Genomic DNA, 20,483 nt, shown 5'->3' on the forward strand with positions numbered 1-20,483 from the left:
GCCACCGCGCCGCGGGGGCGGGCCGCACTAGGCTGGCGCGCCATGAGCACCAGTGATCACCCCGCCGCCCCCGCCTCCTTCTCCGTCTCCGTCGCGGACGTCGAACTGGAGGCGGACGACCTCGACCCCGAACAGATCGTCTCGGGCGAGCCCGTCGTGACGGGCAAGGTGCTGTGGGAGTCGGTGGACGGCAAGCAGGTGCGTGGGATCTGGCAGATCACCCCCGGAGTCGTCACCGACGTCGAGGCGAACGAGCTGTTCGTGGTGGTCAGCGGCCGCGCCACCGTCGAGGTCGAGGGCGGCGCGACGCTGGAGGTCGGCCCCGGCTCCGCCTGCGTGCTCCGCGAGGGCGACCGGACCACCTGGACCGTGCACGAGACGCTGCGCAAGGCCTACCACATCAGCTACTGACCCCGTCCTTCGCGGGCACGGGGTGGCGGCGTGCCGTGAACAGCGCGAGCGCCGCCATCGGCAGCAGCAGCGCGGCCCCGACGGCGTTCAGCCAGCCGTAGCCCGCGCCCGACATGATCAGCCCGGCGGCCGCTCCGCCCAGACCGGCGGCCGCGTTCATCGTGAGGTCGCTCAGCCCCTGTACGGCGGCCCGCGCGGGCTGCGGCACCGAGTCCGTCAGCAGGGCGGAGCCCGACACCATCCCGGCGGACCAGCCGAGGCCGAGCAGGAAGAGCCCGAGGGCGGTCCGGCCGTGGCTGGGCCCGGCCGTTCCGGCGAGCAGCGCGGCGACCGACAGCAGCCCCGCGGCCAGCCCGATCACGGAGAGCCGGCCGAGCCGGTCGGCGAGCCAGCCCATCACGGGGGAGAAGGCGAACATGCCCGCGATGTGACCGCTGATCACCAGTCCGATGAGCTCCAGGCCGGCCCCGTGGTGGCTCAGGTCCATCGGGGTCATCACCATGATCGACACCATGGTGGTGTGTGACACGGCGACCGTGAGCAGGGCGAGCCGGGCCCGCGGCGAGGACTTCACGGCGGCGAATCCGGCCCGCAGCGAGCGTCCTTCGCGGGTCTGTTCCTCGGGCGCGGCGAGCGCCCGGGCCGTCAGCAGCGGGTCGGGGCGCAGGAGTACGCCGATCAGCGTGCCGGTGAGCAGGAAGACGGCGGCGGCCCAGACGAACGGGCCGGCCGTCTCGGGTATCGCGGTGCCGGCGAAGCTGCGGCTGGCCGGCGCGGACAGGTTGGGTCCGAGTACGGCGCCGACGGTCGAGGCCCACACCACGACCGAGATGGCCCGGGCGCGATGGTCGGGGGCCGCGAGGTCCGCGGCGGCGAACCGGGCCTGCAGGTTGGCCGAGGAGGCGGCGCCGAAGGCGGCCATGCCGAGCAGCAGCAGCGGGAAGCTGCTGATCGTGGCGGCGAGCACGACCAGGCCCGCTCCGGCGGCGCCGATCAGGTAGGCCAGTACCAGGCCGGGGCGGCGGCCGCGCGCGTTCATGAGCGCGGCGAGCGGTAGCGAGACGACGGCGGTGCCGATCACCGCAGCCGTGGAGGCGACGCCGGACAGTGCCTCGGTGCCGCTGACCTCGGTGGCGAGGACGGGGGCCAGGGCGATGCTGATCGGCACGCCGAGGCCGCCGAGGACCTGGCCGGCCATGAGGACCCGGGAGGTGCGGCGTTGCAGTCGGGCCTGCTCGGGCGGGTCGATCGGCCGCACGGGCCGGTCGGTGCCGGGCGCGGCGGTCACCGCGTACACCGGTTGCGCGGGTGCGCGACACGGGGCGCGGGGGGCGCGAGGAGGCCGGATGCGGCGGCAGGAGTAGTCACCGCCGCAGTGTGCCGGCCCTTACCGCGCGACGGAACCGGGCCGGAGCCGGTTCGGAACCGGGCCGGAGCCCGGCCGGAAGAGCACAGGTCAGGGCCACGGCTCAGAACAGCGGCTGCGGGAGCACGCCCTCCAGTGCGAGCAGCTGCCGCTTCGTCTCCACCCCGCCACCGAATCCCCCGATGCCCCCGTCGTTCTCCACGACCCGGTGGCAGGCCACCACCAGCGGCAGCGGATTCGATCCCATGGCGTTGCCCACGGCCTGGGCGGCGCCCGGCTGTCCGCAGCGGGCGGCCAGCTCCCCGTAGCCGACGACCGATCCGTACGGCACGGAGCGGTCCAGCTCAAGGAGCACCTGCCGGTTGAATCCGGAGCTCAGCCGCCAGTCCAGCGGCAGCTCGAAGCGGCGCCGCGACCCCCCGAAGTACGCGGTGAGCTGGCGTATCGGCTCGGCCAGCAGTACTTCCTCGCCCGGCGCGGGACGCCAGGCGTCGGCGCCGAGCCGGGAGACGAGCGGGCCGATCATCCTGTCGACCCGGTCCGGCTCGGCATGGAACTCGATCCGGACCAGACCTTCGGGGGTCGCGGCCAGGAGCAGAGGCCCGCCGAGGACACCGTCGCCGGCGACGACGGTCCATTCGAGGTGCGGCCCGCGGGGCCGCTCGGTGCTGTCCACGCGTCCACCGTACGACCACCGGCCGACACGGCGGTCACGGTTGTGGATGTCGGCCGGATCGCCCACCTGGCCCGTTCGCCACACGTCCGCCACGTGTCCGCCCGGACGGGCCCGGGGTTCAGAAGCCGCCGACCGCGTCCTGGACCACGTCCGGGGCGTTGGTGATGATCCCGTCCACCCCCATGTCCTGCACCTTCCGGGCGGTGGCCGCGTCGTCCACGATCCAGGTGTCCACCTCCATCGCCTTGCCGTGCGCGCCGCGCAGGCCGTGCACGGCCGAGACCCAGTCGGCCGAGATCGTCGTGTGCCACGGGTTGATGCGGTCGGTGAACTCCGCGTAGCGCGGCAGGTCCGCCACGGTGGGGGTGCCCAGGAAGGCCGTCACCAGGTCCGGGCGCAGTGCGTGCACGATGCGCACGGAGTCGGCGCTGAAGCTCTGCACCACCAGGCGCTGGGCGACGTGGCGCGGGTCGAGCCAGCCGGCCTCGTCCAGTACCTTCAGGGTCTGCTCCTCGATCCCGGGGTAGAGCTCCGGCTTCTTGATCTCCAGCAGCAGTCGCTGCTGGTTGCGCCGTACCCGGTCGAGGTACTCCCGCAGGGTCGGTACGGAGGCGCCCGCGTACTCGTCGCCGAACCAGCTGCCCGCGTCCAGCTGGGCGATCTCGGCCGCCGTGAAGTCCTGGACCTTCCACGGCGACCGGTTCGGGAACCGCTGCTCGACGTCCGTGGTCCGGGCCAGGGTGTCGTCGTGGATCACCACGAGCACGCCGTCCTTGGTGCGCTGCACGTCGTTCTCGACCCAGGCGAAGCCCATCTGCATCGCCAGGTCGATCGCGTCCAGGGTGTTCTCCGGGGCATACGCCGAGGCCCCCCGGTGGGCGTACACGACAGGGCCCCCCAGCGCGGCCCGGCCGGCGCCGGGGCCGGTTCCCGTGCCGGTACCGGTTCCCGTGCCGGTCGCGGATCCGGGACCGGTGGCGGCGTACGAGGCCGTCCCGCCCAGCAGGGTGAGAGTGAAGCCCAGGAATGCGGCGGCGGCCGCGGCGGCGGGTCGGACGTACATGTGCGTTCTCCTCGGGTCGTGAGCCCTGTTCCTGCGTCAGACGGGTGCGGAGCGGCAGACGTTGTGGCGATGCACTTCACCGCGATCATGGGGTTGAAGATCACTGAGCCGCCACCGAACTACGACAAACGGACCAGAACGAATGACAGCGGCCGAAGCGCTCGGGAGCGGCCGGAGCCCGCCGCCGGCCCGTGGGGGCGCGTGAGTGTCAGTGGGGGGTCGTACGGTTGACCCATGCGGCCCGTATCGAAGATCGAACGCACGGTGGCGCCTTTCGAGGTCGTCAGCCCCTACCAGCCCAGCGGCGACCAGCCGGCGGCCATCGCCGAGCTGGAGAAGCGCATCCGTGCAGGTGAGAAGGATGTCGTCCTGCTGGGTGCGACCGGCACCGGCAAGTCGGCGACCACGGCCTGGATGATCGAGAAGCTCCAGCGCCCCACCTTGGTCATGGCGCCGAACAAGACGCTCGCCGCCCAGCTGGCGAACGAGTTCCGCGAGCTCCTGCCGAACAACGCCGTCGAGTACTTCGTCTCGTACTACGACTACTACCAGCCCGAGGCCTACGTTCCGCAGTCGGACACGTACATCGAGAAGGACTCCTCGATCAACGAGGAGGTGGAGCGGCTGCGCCACTCCGCGACCAACTCGCTGCTGACCCGGCGGGACGTGATCGTCGTCGCCTCCGTGTCCTGCATCTACGGCCTCGGTACCCCGCAGGAGTACGTCGACCGGATGGTCTCCCTCAAGGTGGGGGAGGAGACCGACCGGGACCAGCTGCTGCGCCGCTTCGTGGACATCCAGTACACCCGCAACGACGTCGCCTTCACCCGTGGCACCTTCCGGGTCCGCGGCGACACGATCGAGATCTTCCCGGTCTACGAGGAACTGGCCGTCCGGATCGAAATGTTCGGCGACGAGATCGAGGCCCTCTCCACGCTGCACCCGCTGACCGGCGAGGTCATCAGCGAGGACCGCGAGCTGTACGTCTTCCCCGCCAGCCACTACGTCGCCGGCCCCGAGCGCATGGAGAAGGCGGTCCGCGGCATCGAGGCGGAGCTGGCCGAGCGCCTCGCCGAGCTGGAGAAGCAGGGCAAGATGCTGGAGGCGCAGCGGCTGCGCATGCGCACCACCTACGACCTGGAGATGATGCGCCAGATCGGGTCCTGCTCCGGCATCGAGAACTACTCGCTGCACATGGACGACCGCGAGCGCGGCTCCGCGCCCAATACGCTCATCGACTACTTCCCGGAGGACTTCCTCCTGGTCATCGACGAATCGCACGTCACCGTGCCGCAGATCGGCGCCATGTACGAGGGTGACGCCTCCCGCAAGCGCACCCTCGTCGACCACGGGTTCCGACTGCCGTCCGCCCTGGACAACCGGCCGCTGAAGTGGGAGGAGTTCCAGGAGCGCATCGGGCAGACCGTCTACCTGTCGGCGACCCCCGGAAAGTACGAGCTCTCGCGCGGCGACGGCTTCGTCGAGCAGATCATCCGCCCCACCGGCCTCATCGACCCCGAGGTCGTGGTCAAGCCCACCGAGGGGCAGATCGACGACCTGGTCCACGAGATCCGGCAGCGCGTCGAGAAGGACGAGCGGATCCTCGTCACCACCCTCACCAAGAAGATGGCCGAGGACCTCACCGACTACTTCCTGGAGCTCGGCATCCAGGTGCGGTACCTGCACAGCGACGTCGACACCCTGCGCCGCATCGAGCTGCTGCGCGAGCTGCGGGCCGGCGAGTACGACGTCCTGGTCGGCATCAACCTGCTCCGTGAGGGCCTCGACCTGCCCGAGGTGTCCCTGGTGGCGATCCTCGACGCCGACAAGGAGGGCTTCCTGCGCTCGGGGACCTCCCTGATCCAGACCATCGGCCGCGCCGCGCGCAACGTGTCGGGCCAGGTCCACATGTACGCCGACAAGATGACCCCGGCGATGGAGAAGGCCATCGACGAGACCAATCGGCGCCGCGAGAAGCAGATCGCCTACAACACGGCCAACGGCATCGACCCGCAGCCGCTGCGCAAGAAGATCAACGACATCGTCGCCACCATCGCCCGCGAGGAACTGGACACCGAGGAGCTCCTCGGCACCGGATACCGGCAGGCGAAGGACGGCAAGGGCGCCAAGGCCCCGGTGCCGGCGCTCGGTGGCCGGGCCGCCGCGACCAAGACGGGCGGAAAGGGTGCGAAAGGCGCGAAGGGGGCGGCGGGTGCCGAGGTGCTCACCGACCGGCCCGCGGCCGAACTGGCCGCGCTCATCGAGCAGATGACCGAGCGCATGCGCGGGGCGGCCGCCGAGCTCCAGTTCGAGGTCGCGGCCCGGCTCCGGGACGAGGTGGGCGAGCTGAAGAAGGAGTTGCGGCAGATGAAGGAAGCGGGCCTCGCCTGACCGGAGGCCGGTCAGTAGGGTTGGGTCTCAGCCGCAGGTACACGCTGCACGCTCGTCATGGGGCGGGCAAGGGAGAGGGGACAGTACGTGACGGTCAACATGACCAAGGGTCAGGCCATCAGTCTGCAGAAGGCGGACGGAGGCACGCTGACCGCGGTCCGCATGGGCCTCGGCTGGCAGGCGGCGAAGCGCCGCGGGCTGTTCGGCTCGCGCACCCGGGAGATCGACCTCGACGCCTCGGCGGTGCTCTTCGCCGACAAGCAGCCCGTGGACGTGGTCTTCTTCCGCCACCTGCAGAGCGACGACGGCTCGGTGCGTCACACCGGTGACAACCTCGTCGGCGGCGTCGGCCAGGGCGGGGACGACGAGGCGATCCTCGTGGACCTCCAGCGCGTGCCGGTGCACATCGACCAGATCGTCTTCACGGTGAACTCCTTCACCGGCCAGACGTTCCAGGAAGTGCAGAACGCGTTCTGCCGCATCGTCGACGAGACCAACGGCCAGGAGTTGGCCCGCTACACCCTCGACGGCGGCGGCCAGTACACCGCGCAGATCATGGCCAAGGTGTCCCGCGTGGGCACCGGCTGGCAGATGACGGCCCTCGGGAACCCGGCCAACGGCCGCACCTTCCAGGACCTCATGCCGGCGATCCTGCCGCACCTGTAAGCAGTACCGGACAAGAGAAGAAGGCACGGGGGAGGGGCTGCACGATGACGGCCGAACTGGTCCGGGGGCAGAACCACCCCGTGTCCCGGAGCCGGGTGGAGATCAGGGTCTCGGCGGGCACACCCGTGCTCGCCCTGGCCTCGCTCGCCGACGAACAGGGCCGGTTCTCCGGCAACGGGATCCTGGCCCACCCGGGCGCCCGGTCCCTTCCCGGCGTCGAGTCGCCGGGGGAGCTCGCCGACCGGCACACCTTCGCCGTCGACCTCGACGAGGTCGCGGCGGACGTCCACCGGCTCGGAGTCCTGCTCGTCCTGCCGCCCGGCGGCCCGGTCCGCTTCGGCGCGGTACCGGCGTCCTACGTGGCCGTCGCCGACCCGGACGGCGCCGAGCTCGCCGGATACACCCTGACGGGGCTCGACGCGGAGACGGCCGTCGTCGCCCTGGAGCTGTACCGGCGCCAGGGCGCCTGGAAGGTCCGCGCCGTGGGCCAGGGCTACGCCGAGGGCCTCGGCGCCCTGCTCACCGACGGCGGGCTGCCCGCGCCCGCGGCCGCGGAACTGGCCGCCGCCGCGCTGGGCACGATTCCCCGTACCGCCGGGGCCGACGCCACCCTCGCGACCATGCCGACCCTCGTCGGCGACCTCCGCGCCCCGCAGACCCCGGCGCAGGCTCCCGCGCCCACCCCCGAACCGCCGGACCCGGTGCCCGTCTCCGGGCACCCGTACGCCGGCACGCCCGGGCCCGGTGACACCCCGAGCGCCCCGCCCACCATCAGCTACGCCCACCCGCGGCGCCGCGCAACCAGCAACGAGCCGCCCGAGCCCGCGCCGCGGCCCGCCGCCCCGCAGGAACCGGGCCAGGCCCCGCGTCCCGTCGCCGGGGACGCGAGCGGCTGGTCCATGGACGAGCGGCTCTACAACCAGGTCTGGGGGATGTTCGAGGACCTGGCCCGCACGGTCGCCGCCTACCGCAGCGCCGTCGAGTTCGCCGACTCCCGCATGGACCGCGAGCTCGACGAGGCCCTGTCCGACCCGCGCCACCGCCTCGGCGGCTCCGGGAACGCCGCCCGCGACACCGCGCGGGCCCGCCGCGAGGAGCTCGTCGCCCAGGCCCAGGCCGTCCTCGACCGGGACCTGGCCCAGCTGATCGCCGAGTCGGAGGTCGTCGAGCCCGCGCTGCCGGCCGCGTACGCCCGCTGGGAAAACCCCGTCTGGCACGGCCACCGCACGCCCGAGGAGAGCCCGCTGGCCCTGCGCCTGGGCGACCTGCACCTGCCCGAGCGGCCCGACCTGCGCATCCCCATGCTGAGCCGGCTCCCGCTGGAACGCGGGCTCTGGATCGACAACGGCCGTACCGGCTCCGAGGCCGCGATGACCATGGACACCGACCGGCTGCGCCGGGCCGCCATGGACATGGCCGTCGCCCTGGCGGTCCGGCTGCTCGCCGTCCATCCCGCCGACCGGTTCTCCGTCCACGTCATCGACGCAGCCGGAGCCGGATCCGCCTCCCTGGCGCCGCTGGTGCGCTCCGGGGTGCTGGCCGGGCCGCCCGCCGCCGGGGCCCAGGGGGTCACCCAGACCCTGGCGGGGTTGACCCGGCGGGTGGACCTCGTACAGATGGCGTTGCGTGCCGGCGCCCCCGAGGACCTGCCGCCGGACGTGGACACGGCCGACCAGCTGCTGATCGTGCACGACTTCCCGCACGGCTTCGACGACCGCGCCGTCACCCAGCTGCGCTACCTCGCGGACGAGGGCGCGGCGGTCGGCGTGCACCTGCTGATGGTCGCGGACCGCGACGAGGCCTCGGCCTACGGGCCGCTGCTCGACCCGCTGTGGCGCTCCCTGATGCGGCTCTCGCCGGTGCCGGACAGCCACCTCGCCGACCCCTGGGTCCATCACGCCTGGACCTTCGAACCGGACCTGCCCCCGCAGGGCAGCAGGGTCCTCGAACAGGCACTGGACCGGGTGGCGGAGGCCCGGCGCACTACCCGCCCGTGACCATTCTTTGGGACTCTCTTTACCTAAACCGTCTCTGACGGGTATGCTCGTGTGTGCGGAGGGGAGTATTCCTGCTTTCCTGCTACGGCGTACCCGTCAATACGGACCACTTCGGCCGAACGAGCGAAGTCGGTCCCGGGGCGCCGGCCCACGGCCTCCAGGCCTCCTGGGTGGAAGAGACCTCCGGCAGCGATGACGCTGACGAAGTGCTGAGCCATCCGCCGGAGGCGTGTTCACATCATGGAAGTTTCCTGGGCCCTCTGGGCTGCGACCATTCTCGGTCTCTCCCTCCTGATCGGCGCCGATTTCTTCATCGGCCGCAAACCGCACGACGTGTCCATCAAGGAAGCGGGCACCTGGACGATCGTCTGGATCGTCCTCGCCGCGCTCTTCGGCCTCGGCCTCTGGTTCTTCGGGAACGGCCAGGCCTCCCAGGAGTTCTTCGCCGGCTTCATCACCGAGAAGTCCCTGAGCGTCGACAACCTCTTCGTCTTCGTCCTGATCATGGCGAAGTTCGCGGTGCCCTCCCACCTCCAGCAGCGGGTGCTGCTCGTGGGTGTGCTCATCGCACTCGTCCTGCGCGCGATCTTCATCGCGGCCGGCGCCGCGATCATCGCGAGCTTCTCCTGGGTCTTCTACCTCTTCGGCGCGTTCCTGATCTACACCGCCTGGAAGCTGATCCAGGAAGCCCGCAAGGACGAGGAGGACGAAGAGTTCGAGGAGAACCGCCTCCTGAAGTCCGTCGAGAAGAAGTTCGGCGTCGCCGACCGCTACCACGGCACCAAGCTCTTCATCCAGAACAACGGCAAGCGCGTGCTGACCCCGCTGATGGTCGTCATGCTCGCCATCGGCACCACCGACGTGCTGTTCGCCCTGGACTCGATCCCCGCGATCTTCGGCCTGACCCAGGACCCGTACATCGTCTTCACGGCCAACGCCTTCGCCCTGATGGGTCTGCGTCAGCTGTACTTCCTCATCGGCGGACTGCTGAAGAAGCTGGTCCACCTCAGCTACGGCCTGTCGATCATCCTCGGCTTCATCGGCGTCAAGCTGGTGCTGCACGCCCTGCACGAGAGCGGCGTCCACGTCCCGGTGATCTCGATCCCGGTCTCCCTCGGCGTCATCTGCGGTGTCCTGGTCGTCACCACGATCACCAGCCTGATCGCCTCGAAGAAGCAGGCGGCGGCCGAGGCCGCCGCCCGCCCGGAGAACGTCGACGCGTAACGGGACCCGGATCCTGCGATCCCCGGACCTACACGGGGGCGGCCGCTTCGGCCGCCCCCGTCTCCGTTGCCTGGGACGCGACCACCCGCTTGTGCACGGCCGCCGGACCGGTCTCCGGCAGCAGGGCGAAACAGACCAGGCTGACCAGGGCGATCCCGGTCAGGTACAGCGCGACGCCCCACGGCGGACCGGAGCCGTCCGCCAGCGCCGTCGCCACGATCGGCGTCAGCGCCCCGCCCAGCACACCGCCCAGGTTGTAGCCGACGGCCGCGCCCGTGCAGCGGATCCGCGGCGCGTACAGCTCGGGCAGGTACGCGGCCACCACCGAGAACATCGTCACCATGCCCAGCAGCGCCCCGACGAAGCCCACCGTCATCAGCAGCGGATCGGCCGTCCGCAACAGCGCCACCAGCGGGAACATCCACGCCGCGCAGATCGCGCACCCGATCAGGCAGAGCGGCCGCCGTCCGTAGCGGTCACCGAGCATCGCGATCAGCGGGGTCACCAGGCCCTTGATCGCGACCGACACCATGATGCAGGCCAGCATCGCCGTACGGCTCACCGTGAGGTGCTCGGCGGCGTAGGCGAGGGACCAGGTGGTGACCGCGTAGAAGACGGCGTAGCCGACGGCGAGTGCCCCGCCGGTCAGCAGGAGCAGCCGCCAGTGGCACCGGAACACCTCGGTCAGCGGGGCCTCGGCCCGCCGGTCCGTCGCGGCGAGCGCCCGGAACTGTGGGGTCTCCTCCACCGAGCGGCGCAGCCACAGCCCGGCCAGCGCCAGTACCCCGGCCGCCCAGAACGGCACCCGCCACCCCCAGGCGGTGAACTGGGCGTCGGTCAAGGACGCGGACAGCCCGAGCATCAGCCCGTTGGCGAGGAGGAAGCCGACCGCCGGTCCCATCTGCGGGAAGCTCGACCACAGCCCGCGCCGCCGCTCGGGGGCGTGCTCGGCGGTCAGCAGGACGGCGCCGCCCCACTCCCCGCCCAGCCCGAGGCCCTGCAGGAAGCGCAGCAGGAGCAGGAGTACGGGCGCGGCCATGCCGATCGAGGCGTACGAGGGCACGCAGCCGACGGCCACCGTGGCGAGGCCGGTGAGCAGCAGGGAGGCGAGCAGCACGGGGCGCCTGCCGTAGCGGTCGCCGATGTGGCCGAAGACCGCCGAACCGAGCGGGCGGGCCAGGAAGCCGACGCCGAAGGTGCCGAAGGCGGCGAGGGTGCCGGCGAGCGGGGAGAAGGAGGGGAAGAAGAGCGGGCCGAGCACGAGGGCGGCGGCCGTCCCGTACACGAAGAAGTCGTAGAACTCGATCGCGGTCCCGGCGAGCGAGGCCGTGGCCAGCCGCAGCATGCCGGGCCCGGCGGAGTCGTCGGCCTCGGCGGGCGGGGGCTCGGGCAGGCTCTCGCGCGGGGTCGCGAGGGAAGGGGCGGGGGAGGCCTCGGGGGCGCAGGAGGCCGGTGGCGGGGACGGGTCGTGTGGCATGCCGCACCAACTACCCGTTCCCCGCCCCTCAGGACGTGGGTTCGGTCCCAAGCGACCGGAAGGAGTGCCTCGCGTCTCGAAGTTGACGCGTTGCGATGCCTACCAGCCGCGCTCGCGCCATTCGACCAGGTGCGGACGCTCGGCGCCGAGGGTGGTGTCGTTGCCGTGGCCCGGGTAGACCCAGGTCTCGTCCGACAGCTGCTCGAACAGCTTGTGCTCGACGTCGTCGAGCAGGCTGGTGAAGGCCTTCGGGTCGTCGTGCGTGTTGCCGACGCCGCCCGGGAAGAGGCAGTCGCCGGTGAACACGTGCGCGTGACCGTGCGGGTCGTCGTAGACCAGGGCGATCGAGCCGGGGGTGTGGCCGACCAGGTGGCGGGCGGTCAGGCTGACCCGTCCGACCGTGACCGTGTCCCCGTCGGCGACGAGTACGTCGGTCGCCACCGGGATGCCCTCGGCGTCGAGGGCGCCCGCGTAGGTGCGCGCACCGGTCGCCTCGACCACCTCGGCGAGCGCGCCCCAGTGGTCACCGTGCCGGTGCGTGGTGACCACGGACGTGATGCCGTCGTCGCCGATCAGGCTGAGCAGGGTGCCCGCCTCGGCGGCCGCGTCGATGAGCAGCTGCTCGTCGGTGGCGCGGCAGCGCAGCAGGTAGGCGTTGTTGTTCATCGAGCCCACCGCGACCTTGGAAATCATCAGGTCCGCGAGTTCGTGCACGTCGGCGGGACCGCCGACCTTGACCTCTCCGGTGTACGTCATGTCTTGATCCTAGAGCGGGGGGAGTTCGGGCAGGGCGTCTCCCGCCAGGACGGCGAGGTGGGCGCCCTGCAGGCCGCGCCCGGCGAGCCAGCCGAGCAGCTCGTCGCGCGGACCGCCCAGGGTGACGGGAGTGCCCTCGGTGCCGCCGGTGTGCCAGGTGGGCCCCGTGCCGTCGTAGCCGAGCCACAGGGTGACCGGCGGGACGTCGGGGCGGCCGGACCAGCGGTCGGCGAGGAAGGCGATCTCGCGGTCGGTGAACTCGTCCGACAGGTCGGAGAGCTCGTAGCCGATGTTCAGGTCGACGTGGTGCAGATCGACCTCGATCCAACGGCGGAAGGGCACGTTGGCGGCGAGGTCGGTGACGCCGTTGCGCAGCTCGACCGTGCGGGACCAGTCCTGGTCGTGCTCCGTGGTGGCCATGAAGCGGGCCGTGGAATCACGGAGGTCCGCCAGGTGTTCTTCCAGTGGTCGGCCCGCGTCGCGCTCGATGTCCGTGTCGCGGGCGGTGCCGCTCTCGTACATCGGACGTCCCTCGAAGACGTTGACGAGGGCGTCGGCGTTGCGCGCGAGGTGGGCCAGGATGTGGCCGCGGGTCCAGCCCGGGAGATGTGACTCCTCGGCGAGGGCCGCGTTGTCCAGTTTCGCGACTGCGGTCAGCAGTCGGTCCGTGGCCTCACGTACAGATCGCAGGTCGTGCACATGATCAGTCATGACGGCGAGCCTAGTGGCTCACCCGGCCCGGCCACACGATTGGGTGAAGCGGTCTGCGGAGTGCCGTAAATCGAATGTGCGTGCTATACGCTCGGAAGTCCAAGGACCCAGTCCATCGCAGAGGCGCCCCCCATACCCTGGGACGGGGGCCCGTGCCCCCGCTCTCTCAAGAAAGGTGCGGACCGGCGTGACCGACCGTCTCATCGTTCGTGGCGCTCGCGAGCACAACCTGAAGAACGTCTCGCTCGACCTGCCCCGCGACTCACTCATCGTCTTCACCGGACTCTCCGGGTCGGGCAAGTCCTCCCTGGCCTTCGACACGATCTTCGCCGAGGGCCAGCGCCGCTACGTCGAGTCGCTCTCGTCGTACGCCCGCCAGTTCCTCGGGCAGATGGACAAGCCCGACGTCGACTTCATCGAGGGCCTCTCCCCGGCCGTCTCGATCGACCAGAAGTCGACCTCGCGCAACCCGCGCTCGACCGTGGGCACCATCACCGAGGTCTACGACTACCTCCGCCTGCTCTTCGCCCGCATCGGCAAGCCGCACTGCCCCGAGTGCCGCCGCCCCATCTCGCGCCAGTCGCCGCAGGCCATCGTCGACAAGGTGCTCGCGCTTCCCGAGGGCAGTCGCTTCCAGGTGCTCTCGCCGCTGGTGCGCGAGCGCAAGGGCGAGTTCGTCGACCTCTTCGCCGACCTTCAGACCAAGGGCTACAGCCGGGCGCGGGTGGACGGGGAGACCATCCAGCTCTCCGAGCCGCCCACGCTGAAGAAGCAGGAGAAGCACACCATCGAGGTGGTCATCGACCGCCTCACCGTCAAGGAGAGCGCCAAGCGCCGGCTCACGGACTCCGTGGAGACCGCCCTCGGCCTCTCCGGCGGCATGGTCATCCTGGACTTCGTCGACCTCGCCGAGGACGACCCCGAGCGTGAGCGGATGTATTCCGAGCACCTCTACTGCCCGTACGACGACCTGTCCTTCGAGGAGCTGGAGCCGCGCTCCTTCTCCTTCAACTCGCCCTTCGGCGCCTGCCCCGAGTGCACCGGTATCGGTACGCGCATGGAGGTGGACCCGGAGCTGATCGTTCCGGACGAGGACAAGTCCCTGGACGAGGGCGCGGTCTCGCCGTGGTCGCTCGGCCACACCAAGGACTACTTCCAGCGGCTGATCGGCGCGCTCGCCCAGGAGCTGGGCTTCCGTACCGACATCGCGTGGGCCGGGCTGCCGGCGCGCGCGAAGAAGGCCCTGCTGTACGGCCACAAGACGCAGATCGAGGTCCGCTACCGCAACCGGTACGGGCGGGAGCGGGCGTACACGACGGCCTTCGAGGGCGCCGTGCCGTTCGTCAAGCGGCGGCACGCGGAGTCGGAGAGCGACGCCAGCCGCGAGCGCTTCGAGGGCTACATGCGCGAGGTGCCCTGTCCGACCTGTGAGGGAACCCGCCTCAAGCCGATCGTGCTCGCGGTGACGGTGATGGAGAAGTCCATCGCCGAGGTCGCCGCCATGTCGATCAGCGAGTGCGCTGACTTCCTGGGGCGGATGCGGCTCGACGCCCGCGACAAGAAGATCGCCGAGCGGGTCCTCAAGGAGGTCAACGAGCGGCTCCGCTTCCTCGTGGACGTCGGTCTCGACTACCTCTCGCTCAACCGGGCCGCCGGCACCCTGTCGGGCGGCGAGGCCCAGCGCATCCGGCTCGCCACCCAGATCGGGTCCGGTCTGGTCGGCGTGCTCTACGTGCTGGACGAGCCGTCCATCGGTCTGCACCAGCGGGACAACCACCGGCTGATCGAGACCCTGGTGCGGCTGCGGGACATGGGCAACACGCTCATCGTGGTCGAGCACGACGAGGACACCATCAAGGTGGCCGACTGGGTCGTGGACATCGGCCCCGGCGCCGGCGAGCACGGCGGCAAGGTGGTCCACAGCGGCTCGCTGAAGGAGCTGCTGAAGAACACCGAGTCGATGACCGGGCAGTACCTGTCGGGCAAGAAGTCCATCGAGATCCCGGACGTCCGCCGGCCCGTGAACGGGGAGCGCAAGCTCACCGTCCACGGTGCCAAGGAGAACAACCTGCGGGACATCGACGTGTCCTTCCCGCTGGGTGTGCTGACGGCCGTCACCGGCGTCTCGGGCTCCGGCAAGTCCACCCTGGTCAACGACATCCTCTACACGCACCTGGCGCGCGAGCTGAACGGCGCCCGCTCGGTGCCGGGCCGACACACGCGGGTCGACGGCGACGACCTCGTCGACAAGGTCGTGCACGTCGACCAGTCGCCGATCGGCCGCACCCCGCGCTCCAACCCGGCCACGTACACGGGCGTCTTCGACCACGTGCGCAAGCTGTTCGCGGAGACGATGGAGGCGAAGGTGCGCGGCTATCTGCCGGGCCGCTTCTCCTTCAACGTGAAGGGCGGCCGGTGCGAGAACTGCGCCGGTGACGGCACGATCAAGATCGAGATGAACTTCCTGCCGGACGTCTACGTCCCGTGCGAGGTCTGCCACGGCGACCGGTACAACCGGGAGACGCTGGAGGTCCACTACAAGGGCAAGTCCATCGCGGAAGTCCTGAACATGCCGATCGAGGAGGCCCTGGGCTTCTTCGAGGTCGTGCCGACCATCGCGCGCCACCTCAAGACGCTCAACGAGGTCGGGCTGGGCTACGTCCGCCTCGGCCAGTCCGCGCCGACCCTGTCGGGTGGTGAGGCGCAGCGCGTGAAGCTGGCCTCCGAGCTCCAGAAGCGGTCGACGGGCCGGACGGTCTACGTGCTGGACGAGCCGACCACCGGTCTGCACTTCGAGGACATCTCGAAGCTGATCAAGGTGCTCTCCGGGCTGGTGGACAAGGGGAACTCGGTGATCGTCATCGAGCACAACCTGGACGTCATCAAGACCGCCGACTGGGTCATCGACATGGGCCCGGAGGGCGGCTACGGCGGCGGTCTGGTGGTGGCCGAAGGCACGCCGGAGGCGGTGGCCTCGGTGGGCGCCAGCCACACCGGCAAGTTCCTGCGGGACATCCTGGGCGCGGACCGGGTCTCCGACGCGGGTGCGTCCCCGGTGCGGGCCACGGCGAAGAAGGCTCCGGCCAAGAAGGCTCCGGCGAAGAAGGCCGTGGCCACCAAGGCGGCGGCCGCGAAGAAGACGGCCCCGGCGAAGAGGACGACGACCCGGGCGCCCAAGGCGTAGCCGCCGCGCGGCGTCCGGGAGCGGTTCGCGTACGACGGAAGGGTCCGGCCGACGGCCGGACCCTTCCGTCGCACGCCCCGGCGGGAGCGGACGCCACCGTGGGCCGGGCCGGGCCGAGCAGGGCGGAGCCGAGCAGGGCCGGGCCGCCCTGTCAGAGTTCCGCCGCGTACGGCGGCTCCGCGCCCGCCCGGGTGCAGGTCAGGGCCGCCGCGTGGGCGGCGTGGGCCAGGACCTCCGGCCAATCCACCGGTCCGCCCGGCCGGGCGGTGAGCCGGTGCAGCAGGGCGGCGTTGACGGTGTCGCCCGCGCCGATCGTGTCCACCACCGTCACCGGACGGGCCGCCGCCGAGTGCTCCCCGCCCTCCCGGGTCCGGACCGTCAGACCCGCCGCGCCCCGGGTCAGCACCACGGCCGACGGCCCCGCCGCCAGCCAGTCATCGACCCGGCCGCCCAGCCAGGCCGCGTCCTCCTCCGACAGCTTGAGCACGCTCGTGTGCGGCAGCAGCCGCTCCAGGAACCGCGCGCGATACGCCGCCGGGTCCGCGATCAGCGCCGGCCGGATGTTGGGGTCCAGCAGGGTCAGCACCCCGCGCCCGGACTCCCGGCGCAGCAAGGCCTCGTACGCGCTCGCACCCGGTTCCAGGACCAGCGAGCAGGTGCCGAGCGCGAGGGCCCGTACCCCGTCGGGGAGGGCGGGCGGCAGCGTGAAGAGCCGGTCCGCCGTGCCCTCGATGTAGAAGCCGTACGAGGCCGAGCCGTCCGGGGCCAGCGAGGGCACGGCGAGCGTGGTCGGCTCCGGTCCGCGCTGGACCAGCGACAGGTCCACCCCGGCGGCCCGCAGCCCGGCCAGCAGACTCTCGCCGAAGCCGTCCGAGGAGACCCGGGAACAGAAGGCCACCTCGGCGCCGAGCCGCCCGAGCGCGAGCGCGGTGTTGTACGGTCCGCCGCCCGGCCGGGGCAGCAGGGCCCCGGGCGGCAGCGCGACGGGCACCAGGTCGATGAGGGCTTCTCCGCCGACGACGATCACGCGGGGGAAGCTACCTCATGGGGCGCGGGTATCGTCGGGTGGGCCGGTGCCCCGGCCGGGTTCCGACCCGCGCCCCCCACCCGCGCCCGCACCCCTCCCCGGGTGCCCGCACCTCGTCCCGTAGCTCAGGAGAACCGCATGTCCGCGCCGCAGTCGCCCGCCCGCCGTACCGTCCTCAAGGGCGCCGCCGCGCTCGCCGGGGCCGCGGGCGCCGGAGCGACCCTCGCGGCCTGCTCCACCGAGACCGACAGCGGGGGCAACACCCCCGCCACCCCCACCGCGCCGGTGGAGCTGGGTGCCGCGGCCGACGTCCCGGTGGGCGGCGCCAAGCTGTACCGGGAGAACAAGCTGATCGTCAGCTGCCCGGCGGAGGGCGAGTACAAGGCCTTCAGCGCCCAGTGCACGCACGCCGGCTGCGTCCTCGACAAGATCGTCGAGGGGGAGGGGAACTGCCCCTGCCACGGCAGCCGCTTCGACGTGAAGACCGGCAAGGTCCTGCGCGGTCCGGCCGCCACCCCGCTGCCCGCGGTCCCGGTCCGGGCCGAGAACGGCAAGCTCGTCGCGGGCTGAGCCGCGTCCGCTCCGACGCCCGCCCCCGGGACCGCGTCCGCGCGTCCGGATCAGTCCCAGTCCCAGGCGATCCCCAGGATCCCGCGCCGCACCGACTGCTCCACCAGGTGCACCGCACGGTGCCGGCCGCTGGGCGTCAGGTCCGCGAGGCCGGTGCGCGGGGCCTCGGGGCCGCCCCGGGCGAAGCGCCGGCAGCGCACCGGCAGGGCCGCCTCGTCGAAGCTGACCTGGAGCATGTACTGGCCGCCGGCGTAGCTGAAGCCGCGCACGTACTCGCCGCTGCGGGCTCCGGTGCCGTCCTCGACCCCGTAGCCGAAGACGTGGGTGTCCCCGCGCCGCAGCCGCGCGTCGAAGAGCAGCTCCGCGACCACCACCCCGGACTCCGGGTGGCGCCGCACCCGGCCCGCGCGGCAGTTCTCGTACGCCGTCACCCGCATCCGGGACACGTCGCAGCCGGGGTCGCCGTGGTGGACGGCGAGATAGCGGTCGACGCCGTCCCGGTGCGCCCGGACGATCTGCTGCGACTCGCGGACCCGTAGCTCGCCCGCCGGTCCGATGCGGACCCGCTCGTGGTGGCCGACCGAGTGCAGCCCACCGTCGGGCGGGAGGTCCATCCCGTCCAGCAGCCGCTCGACCGTCCCGCCCATGCTGAACAGCGCCCGGTAGGAGCGGGTGGGCGGGCGCGCGGACCCGGGGCCGGGATCCTCGGCGGCCAGCAGACGCAGGAGGGCGCCGCCGGGCAGGTCCAGGATCCGCTCCAGGGCGGTGACGGCCCGCAGGGACTCCGGGTGACGCGGGCGCCGGGCGCCCTGCTGCCAGTAACTGAGGCTCGTGACTCCCACCTTGATGCCCTGGGCGGCGAGCCGGTGCTGCACCCGGTGCAGGGGCAGGCCGCGTGCGGCGAGGGCGGCGCGCAGGGCGAGGTGGAAGGGGCCGCCGCGCAGCAACTGGCCGAGTTCCGCCGTGTCCTCGGTCGGTCGCATGGCGACTCCTTCGTGAACGTTCACACGGGCCGGCGCGGGGGATCGCGGCGGTGGCTCCGGGAGACCAGGTGACACGGCAGCAACCGTTCACACCGCAGCCCCACCGTTCACATAGCAATGTCACCGCGTATTGAAGCGTGTTGACCTGATCGCGACAACTCCCTGATGCTCCTGAACAGCGTCCGGACGCGCTCCTCCACCCCCCACACCCCACATCGGGAGGAACGCGATGCGCAACCGAAACAGGCGGCGATCCCCAGCCGCCTGCCTCACCGCCGTACTCACCGCCCTGCTGTTCGCCCTGCCCCTCGGCACCGGCACCGCCGCCGCTGCAGAGGCCGGCACCGACTCCGCCCTCGCCACCAAGCGGCTGAACATCACCATGCAGGCCCAGACGAAGACCAACTGGTGCTGGGCCGCCGGCGGCAACACCATCGCCACCTGGTTCGGCCGGAACTACAGCCAGAACCAGTTCTGCAACGCCGCCTTCAACCGCCAACAGGGCAGCGAATGCCCCAACAACCAGGCCACGCTCGGCAACGTCCAGACCGGGCTGCGCTGGGCGGGCATCAACCCCGGCTCGTACGTGACCGGCTGGCTCCAGTACTCCACCGTCCAGAACGAGATCAACGCCAACAGGCCGATCGAGACCCGCATCCAGTGGTCGAACGGCGGCGGCCACATGCACGTCGTGTACGGCTACGACACCACGAACAACTGGGTCTACTGGGGTGACCCCTGGCCCTCCAGCGACCGCTACAACTGGGCCTCCCACGCCTGGTACGTCGACAACAGCACCTTCTCCTGGACCCACTCCCTCTACCGGATCGGGGCGTGACCGCCATGACCCAGCGCGCCGCCACCGCCGCCGCCGCAGCCGCGGTCCTCGCCGCCACCGCCCTCCTAGGCCTCGCCCCGCAGGCCGCCGCGGCCCTCGCGGGCCCGGTGCCCCAGCCGCAGTCCGCCACCGCCGAGAACAAGGCCGCCGCCGCGCGGGCGGCCACCGCCCCCGACACCCTGGCCACCCTCTCCCGCTTCTTCGCCCGGGAAGGCAAGGTCTCCCTCACGGCCGCGCGTCCCCGGATCGAGGGCGAGGCGATACCGGTCAACCACCTCTCCCCGGAGTTCGTCGCGGGCAGAGCGGGCGCACCCGTCGCCCGCCTGGAATTCCTCGCCGGCAAGGCCGTCTCCTCCGACGGACAGCAGGCCACGCTGTGGACCGCCCGGACGGAGGCCGGCTGGCAGGTCGTGAACATCGCCACCGGCGACGACGAGTTCCGCTACGCGCAACTGGGCGCGGCGAAGCTGCCCGGCGGGACGGTGTTCCGGGAACCGCAGATCGACGCCTGGTACGTGGCCGGGGGCAGCCGGGTGCTGCCGCTGGACGAGGACGCGGTACGGGCCGTGGGCGCCGACGGGACGAGCCTGGCCGCGTATCGCGTGCGCGTGGCTCGGGCGTACGGGGACAAGCTCCCCGGCTCCGCCTATGCCGAGGGCGGGAGGGCGGGAGGCTACGCGGAGGCCGAGGCCGTGCCGGCCGCCGTGACCGCCGTGGCCGCCGACGCCGAGGGTGCGGGGGTGCCATGGGCGGCAGGCGCCGGTGCGCTGGTGCTCGGGGTGCTGGGCGTTGCCGCCGTCCGGCGGTCCCGCCGGGTGGGCGCGCGGGCCTGAGCGGCTGGTCTCCGCCCGCAGGGCCCGGCCCGACCCCCACCTCGGGGCCGGACCCTGCGGGCGGCTCTCCCCGCCCCACCCTCTCGCCGTCTCCCGGGCTCCGCCCGGACCCGCGCCTCAAACGCCGGCGAGGCTGAATCTGCCCGGCGGGGCCTGAAACACCCGGGCTCCGCCCGGACCCGCGCTTCGAGCGCCAGGGGCTGAAAATCCAGCCCCGCCGGCGTTTGAGGCGCGGGTCCGGGCAGAGCCCGCGCAGCTGCCCGCAGCGTTGCGCTCGGATCCGCGGACCGCGCCGGAGGCGTACGGTCCG

Annotated in this window: 17 protein-coding genes; 9 read left to right on the top strand and 8 right to left on the bottom strand. The window is 71.9% G+C overall.

Features of this window, described 5'->3' with window-relative positions; all coding sequences use genetic code 11:
* Nucleotides 1–42 precede the first annotated feature (42 nt).
* The gene (locus ACWG52_RS27950) at nucleotides 43–411 is read left to right on the top strand and encodes a cupin domain-containing protein (RefSeq protein WP_389808800.1); all 369 of its coding nucleotides are present in this window, start codon (nucleotides 43–45) and stop codon (nucleotides 409–411) included.
* On the opposite strand, the gene ACWG52_RS27955 is transcribed toward ACWG52_RS27950, so the two are convergent.
* From ACWG52_RS27955 to ACWG52_RS27965, 3 genes are all read right to left on the bottom strand, one after another.
* On the bottom strand, nucleotides 401–1,609 hold the full coding sequence (locus ACWG52_RS27955) for an MFS transporter (RefSeq protein WP_389809117.1): 1,209 nt from the start codon (nucleotides 1,607–1,609) through the stop codon (nucleotides 401–403). The two genes, ACWG52_RS27950 and ACWG52_RS27955, sit on opposite strands and share 11 nt — an antisense overlap.
* Nucleotides 1,610–1,880: 271 nt before the next feature.
* Nucleotides 1,881–2,453: a methylated-DNA--[protein]-cysteine S-methyltransferase gene (locus ACWG52_RS27960; protein ID WP_389808802.1), complete on the bottom strand. Its 573-nt coding sequence runs from the start codon at nucleotides 2,451–2,453 to the stop codon at nucleotides 1,881–1,883.
* 118 nt (nucleotides 2,454–2,571) lie between these two features.
* Complete coding sequence (locus ACWG52_RS27965; RefSeq protein ID WP_389808805.1) at nucleotides 2,572–3,516, bottom strand: glycerophosphodiester phosphodiesterase; 945 nt, start codon at nucleotides 3,514–3,516, stop codon at nucleotides 2,572–2,574.
* A 234-nt stretch (nucleotides 3,517–3,750) separates the two neighbouring features.
* On the opposite strand from ACWG52_RS27965, the gene uvrB reads away from it, so the two are divergent.
* The 4 genes from uvrB (at nucleotide 3,751) to ACWG52_RS27985 (ending at nucleotide 9,794) form a co-directional block, all read left to right on the top strand.
* Entirely contained in the window at nucleotides 3,751–5,907 is a 2,157-nt protein-coding gene (uvrB, locus tag ACWG52_RS27970; protein WP_389808808.1) for an excinuclease ABC subunit UvrB, read from the top strand.
* Nucleotides 5,908–5,994: 87 nt separating this feature from the next.
* Entirely contained in the window at nucleotides 5,995–6,573 is a 579-nt protein-coding gene (locus ACWG52_RS27975) for a TerD family protein (protein ID WP_365275718.1), read from the top strand.
* Between the two features lie 44 nt (nucleotides 6,574–6,617).
* The gene (locus ACWG52_RS27980; RefSeq protein WP_453126276.1) at nucleotides 6,618–8,570 is read left to right on the top strand and encodes a TerD family protein; all 1,953 of its coding nucleotides are present in this window, start codon (nucleotides 6,618–6,620) and stop codon (nucleotides 8,568–8,570) included.
* Nucleotides 8,571–8,810: 240 nt separating this feature from the next.
* Nucleotides 8,811–9,794 carry a TerC family protein gene (locus tag ACWG52_RS27985; RefSeq protein WP_390139604.1) on the top strand — a complete coding sequence of 328 codons (984 nt, stop codon included), beginning with the start codon at nucleotides 8,811–8,813 and terminating at the stop codon, nucleotides 9,792–9,794.
* A gap of 28 nt (nucleotides 9,795–9,822) precedes the next feature.
* Here ACWG52_RS27985 and ACWG52_RS27990 read toward each other — a convergent pair whose 3' ends face one another.
* The 3 genes from ACWG52_RS27990 to ACWG52_RS28000 form a co-directional block, all read right to left on the bottom strand.
* Nucleotides 9,823–11,139, bottom strand: coding sequence for an MFS transporter (locus tag ACWG52_RS27990; protein WP_390168012.1), 1,317 nt, complete (start codon nucleotides 11,137–11,139; stop codon nucleotides 9,823–9,825).
* 231 nt (nucleotides 11,140–11,370) lie between these two features.
* On the bottom strand, nucleotides 11,371–12,027 hold the full coding sequence (locus tag ACWG52_RS27995) for an MBL fold metallo-hydrolase (RefSeq protein WP_453126279.1): 657 nt from the start codon (nucleotides 12,025–12,027) through the stop codon (nucleotides 11,371–11,373).
* 9 nt (nucleotides 12,028–12,036) lie between these two features.
* Complete coding sequence (locus ACWG52_RS28000) at nucleotides 12,037–12,738, bottom strand: maleylpyruvate isomerase family mycothiol-dependent enzyme (RefSeq protein ID WP_386236473.1); 702 nt, start codon at nucleotides 12,736–12,738, stop codon at nucleotides 12,037–12,039.
* Between the two features lie 187 nt (nucleotides 12,739–12,925).
* Between ACWG52_RS28000 and uvrA the strand changes: the two genes are divergently transcribed.
* Nucleotides 12,926–15,922, top strand: coding sequence for an excinuclease ABC subunit UvrA (gene uvrA, locus ACWG52_RS28005; RefSeq protein ID WP_453126282.1), 2,997 nt, complete (start codon nucleotides 12,926–12,928; stop codon nucleotides 15,920–15,922).
* A 151-nt stretch (nucleotides 15,923–16,073) separates the two neighbouring features.
* On the opposite strand, the gene ACWG52_RS28010 is transcribed toward uvrA, so the two are convergent.
* The gene (locus ACWG52_RS28010) at nucleotides 16,074–16,949 is read right to left on the bottom strand and encodes a carbohydrate kinase family protein (RefSeq protein WP_389808829.1); all 876 of its coding nucleotides are present in this window, start codon (nucleotides 16,947–16,949) and stop codon (nucleotides 16,074–16,076) included.
* 138 nt (nucleotides 16,950–17,087) lie between these two features.
* Here ACWG52_RS28010 and ACWG52_RS28015 point away from each other — a divergent pair, with 138 nt between their 5' ends.
* Complete coding sequence (locus tag ACWG52_RS28015) at nucleotides 17,088–17,519, top strand: Rieske (2Fe-2S) protein (protein WP_389808832.1); 432 nt, start codon at nucleotides 17,088–17,090, stop codon at nucleotides 17,517–17,519.
* Nucleotides 17,520–17,569: 50 nt separating this feature from the next.
* Here ACWG52_RS28015 and ACWG52_RS28020 read toward each other — a convergent pair whose 3' ends face one another.
* Nucleotides 17,570–18,502: a hypothetical protein gene (locus tag ACWG52_RS28020; protein ID WP_389808834.1), complete on the bottom strand. Its 933-nt coding sequence runs from the start codon at nucleotides 18,500–18,502 to the stop codon at nucleotides 17,570–17,572.
* A 229-nt stretch (nucleotides 18,503–18,731) separates the two neighbouring features.
* Between ACWG52_RS28020 and ACWG52_RS28025 the strand changes: the two genes are divergently transcribed.
* Both ACWG52_RS28025 and ACWG52_RS28030 read left to right on the top strand, forming a co-directional pair.
* Nucleotides 18,732–19,340: a papain-like cysteine protease family protein gene (locus ACWG52_RS28025; RefSeq protein WP_389808837.1), complete on the top strand. Its 609-nt coding sequence runs from the start codon at nucleotides 18,732–18,734 to the stop codon at nucleotides 19,338–19,340.
* Nucleotides 19,341–19,345: 5 nt separating this feature from the next.
* Entirely contained in the window at nucleotides 19,346–20,173 is an 828-nt protein-coding gene (locus ACWG52_RS28030) for a hypothetical protein (protein WP_453129083.1), read from the top strand.
* Nucleotides 20,174–20,483 lie beyond the last annotated feature (310 nt).

It is taken from the genome of Streptomyces sp. CLCI03, from assembly GCF_053615355.1.

Coding starts and splice junctions, on each gene's coding strand:
- ACWG52_RS27950 (WP_389808800.1), top strand. CDS start 43: ATGAGCACCAGTGATCACCCCGCCGCCCCCGCCTCCTTCTCCGTCTCC.
- ACWG52_RS27955 (WP_389809117.1), bottom strand. CDS start 1,609: ATGGCCGGCCAGGTCCTCGGCGGCCTCGGCGTGCCGATCAGCATCGCC.
- ACWG52_RS27965 (WP_389808805.1), bottom strand. CDS start 3,516: ATGTACGTCCGACCCGCCGCCGCGGCCGCCGCCGCATTCCTGGGCTTC.
- uvrB (WP_389808808.1), top strand. CDS start 3,751: ATGCGGCCCGTATCGAAGATCGAACGCACGGTGGCGCCTTTCGAGGTC.
- ACWG52_RS27980 (WP_453126276.1), top strand. CDS start 6,618: ATGACGGCCGAACTGGTCCGGGGGCAGAACCACCCCGTGTCCCGGAGC.
- ACWG52_RS27985 (WP_390139604.1), top strand. CDS start 8,811: ATGGAAGTTTCCTGGGCCCTCTGGGCTGCGACCATTCTCGGTCTCTCC.
- ACWG52_RS27990 (WP_390168012.1), bottom strand. CDS start 11,139: ATGCTGCGGCTGGCCACGGCCTCGCTCGCCGGGACCGCGATCGAGTTC.
- ACWG52_RS27995 (WP_453126279.1), bottom strand. CDS start 12,027: ATGACGTACACCGGAGAGGTCAAGGTCGGCGGTCCCGCCGACGTGCAC.
- ACWG52_RS28000 (WP_386236473.1), bottom strand. CDS start 12,738: ATGACTGATCATGTGCACGACCTGCGATCTGTACGTGAGGCCACGGAC.
- ACWG52_RS28015 (WP_389808832.1), top strand. CDS start 17,088: ATGTCCGCGCCGCAGTCGCCCGCCCGCCGTACCGTCCTCAAGGGCGCC.
- ACWG52_RS28020 (WP_389808834.1), bottom strand. CDS start 18,502: ATGCGACCGACCGAGGACACGGCGGAACTCGGCCAGTTGCTGCGCGGC.
- ACWG52_RS28025 (WP_389808837.1), top strand. CDS start 18,732: ATGCGCAACCGAAACAGGCGGCGATCCCCAGCCGCCTGCCTCACCGCC.
- ACWG52_RS28030 (WP_453129083.1), top strand. CDS start 19,346: ATGACCCAGCGCGCCGCCACCGCCGCCGCCGCAGCCGCGGTCCTCGCC.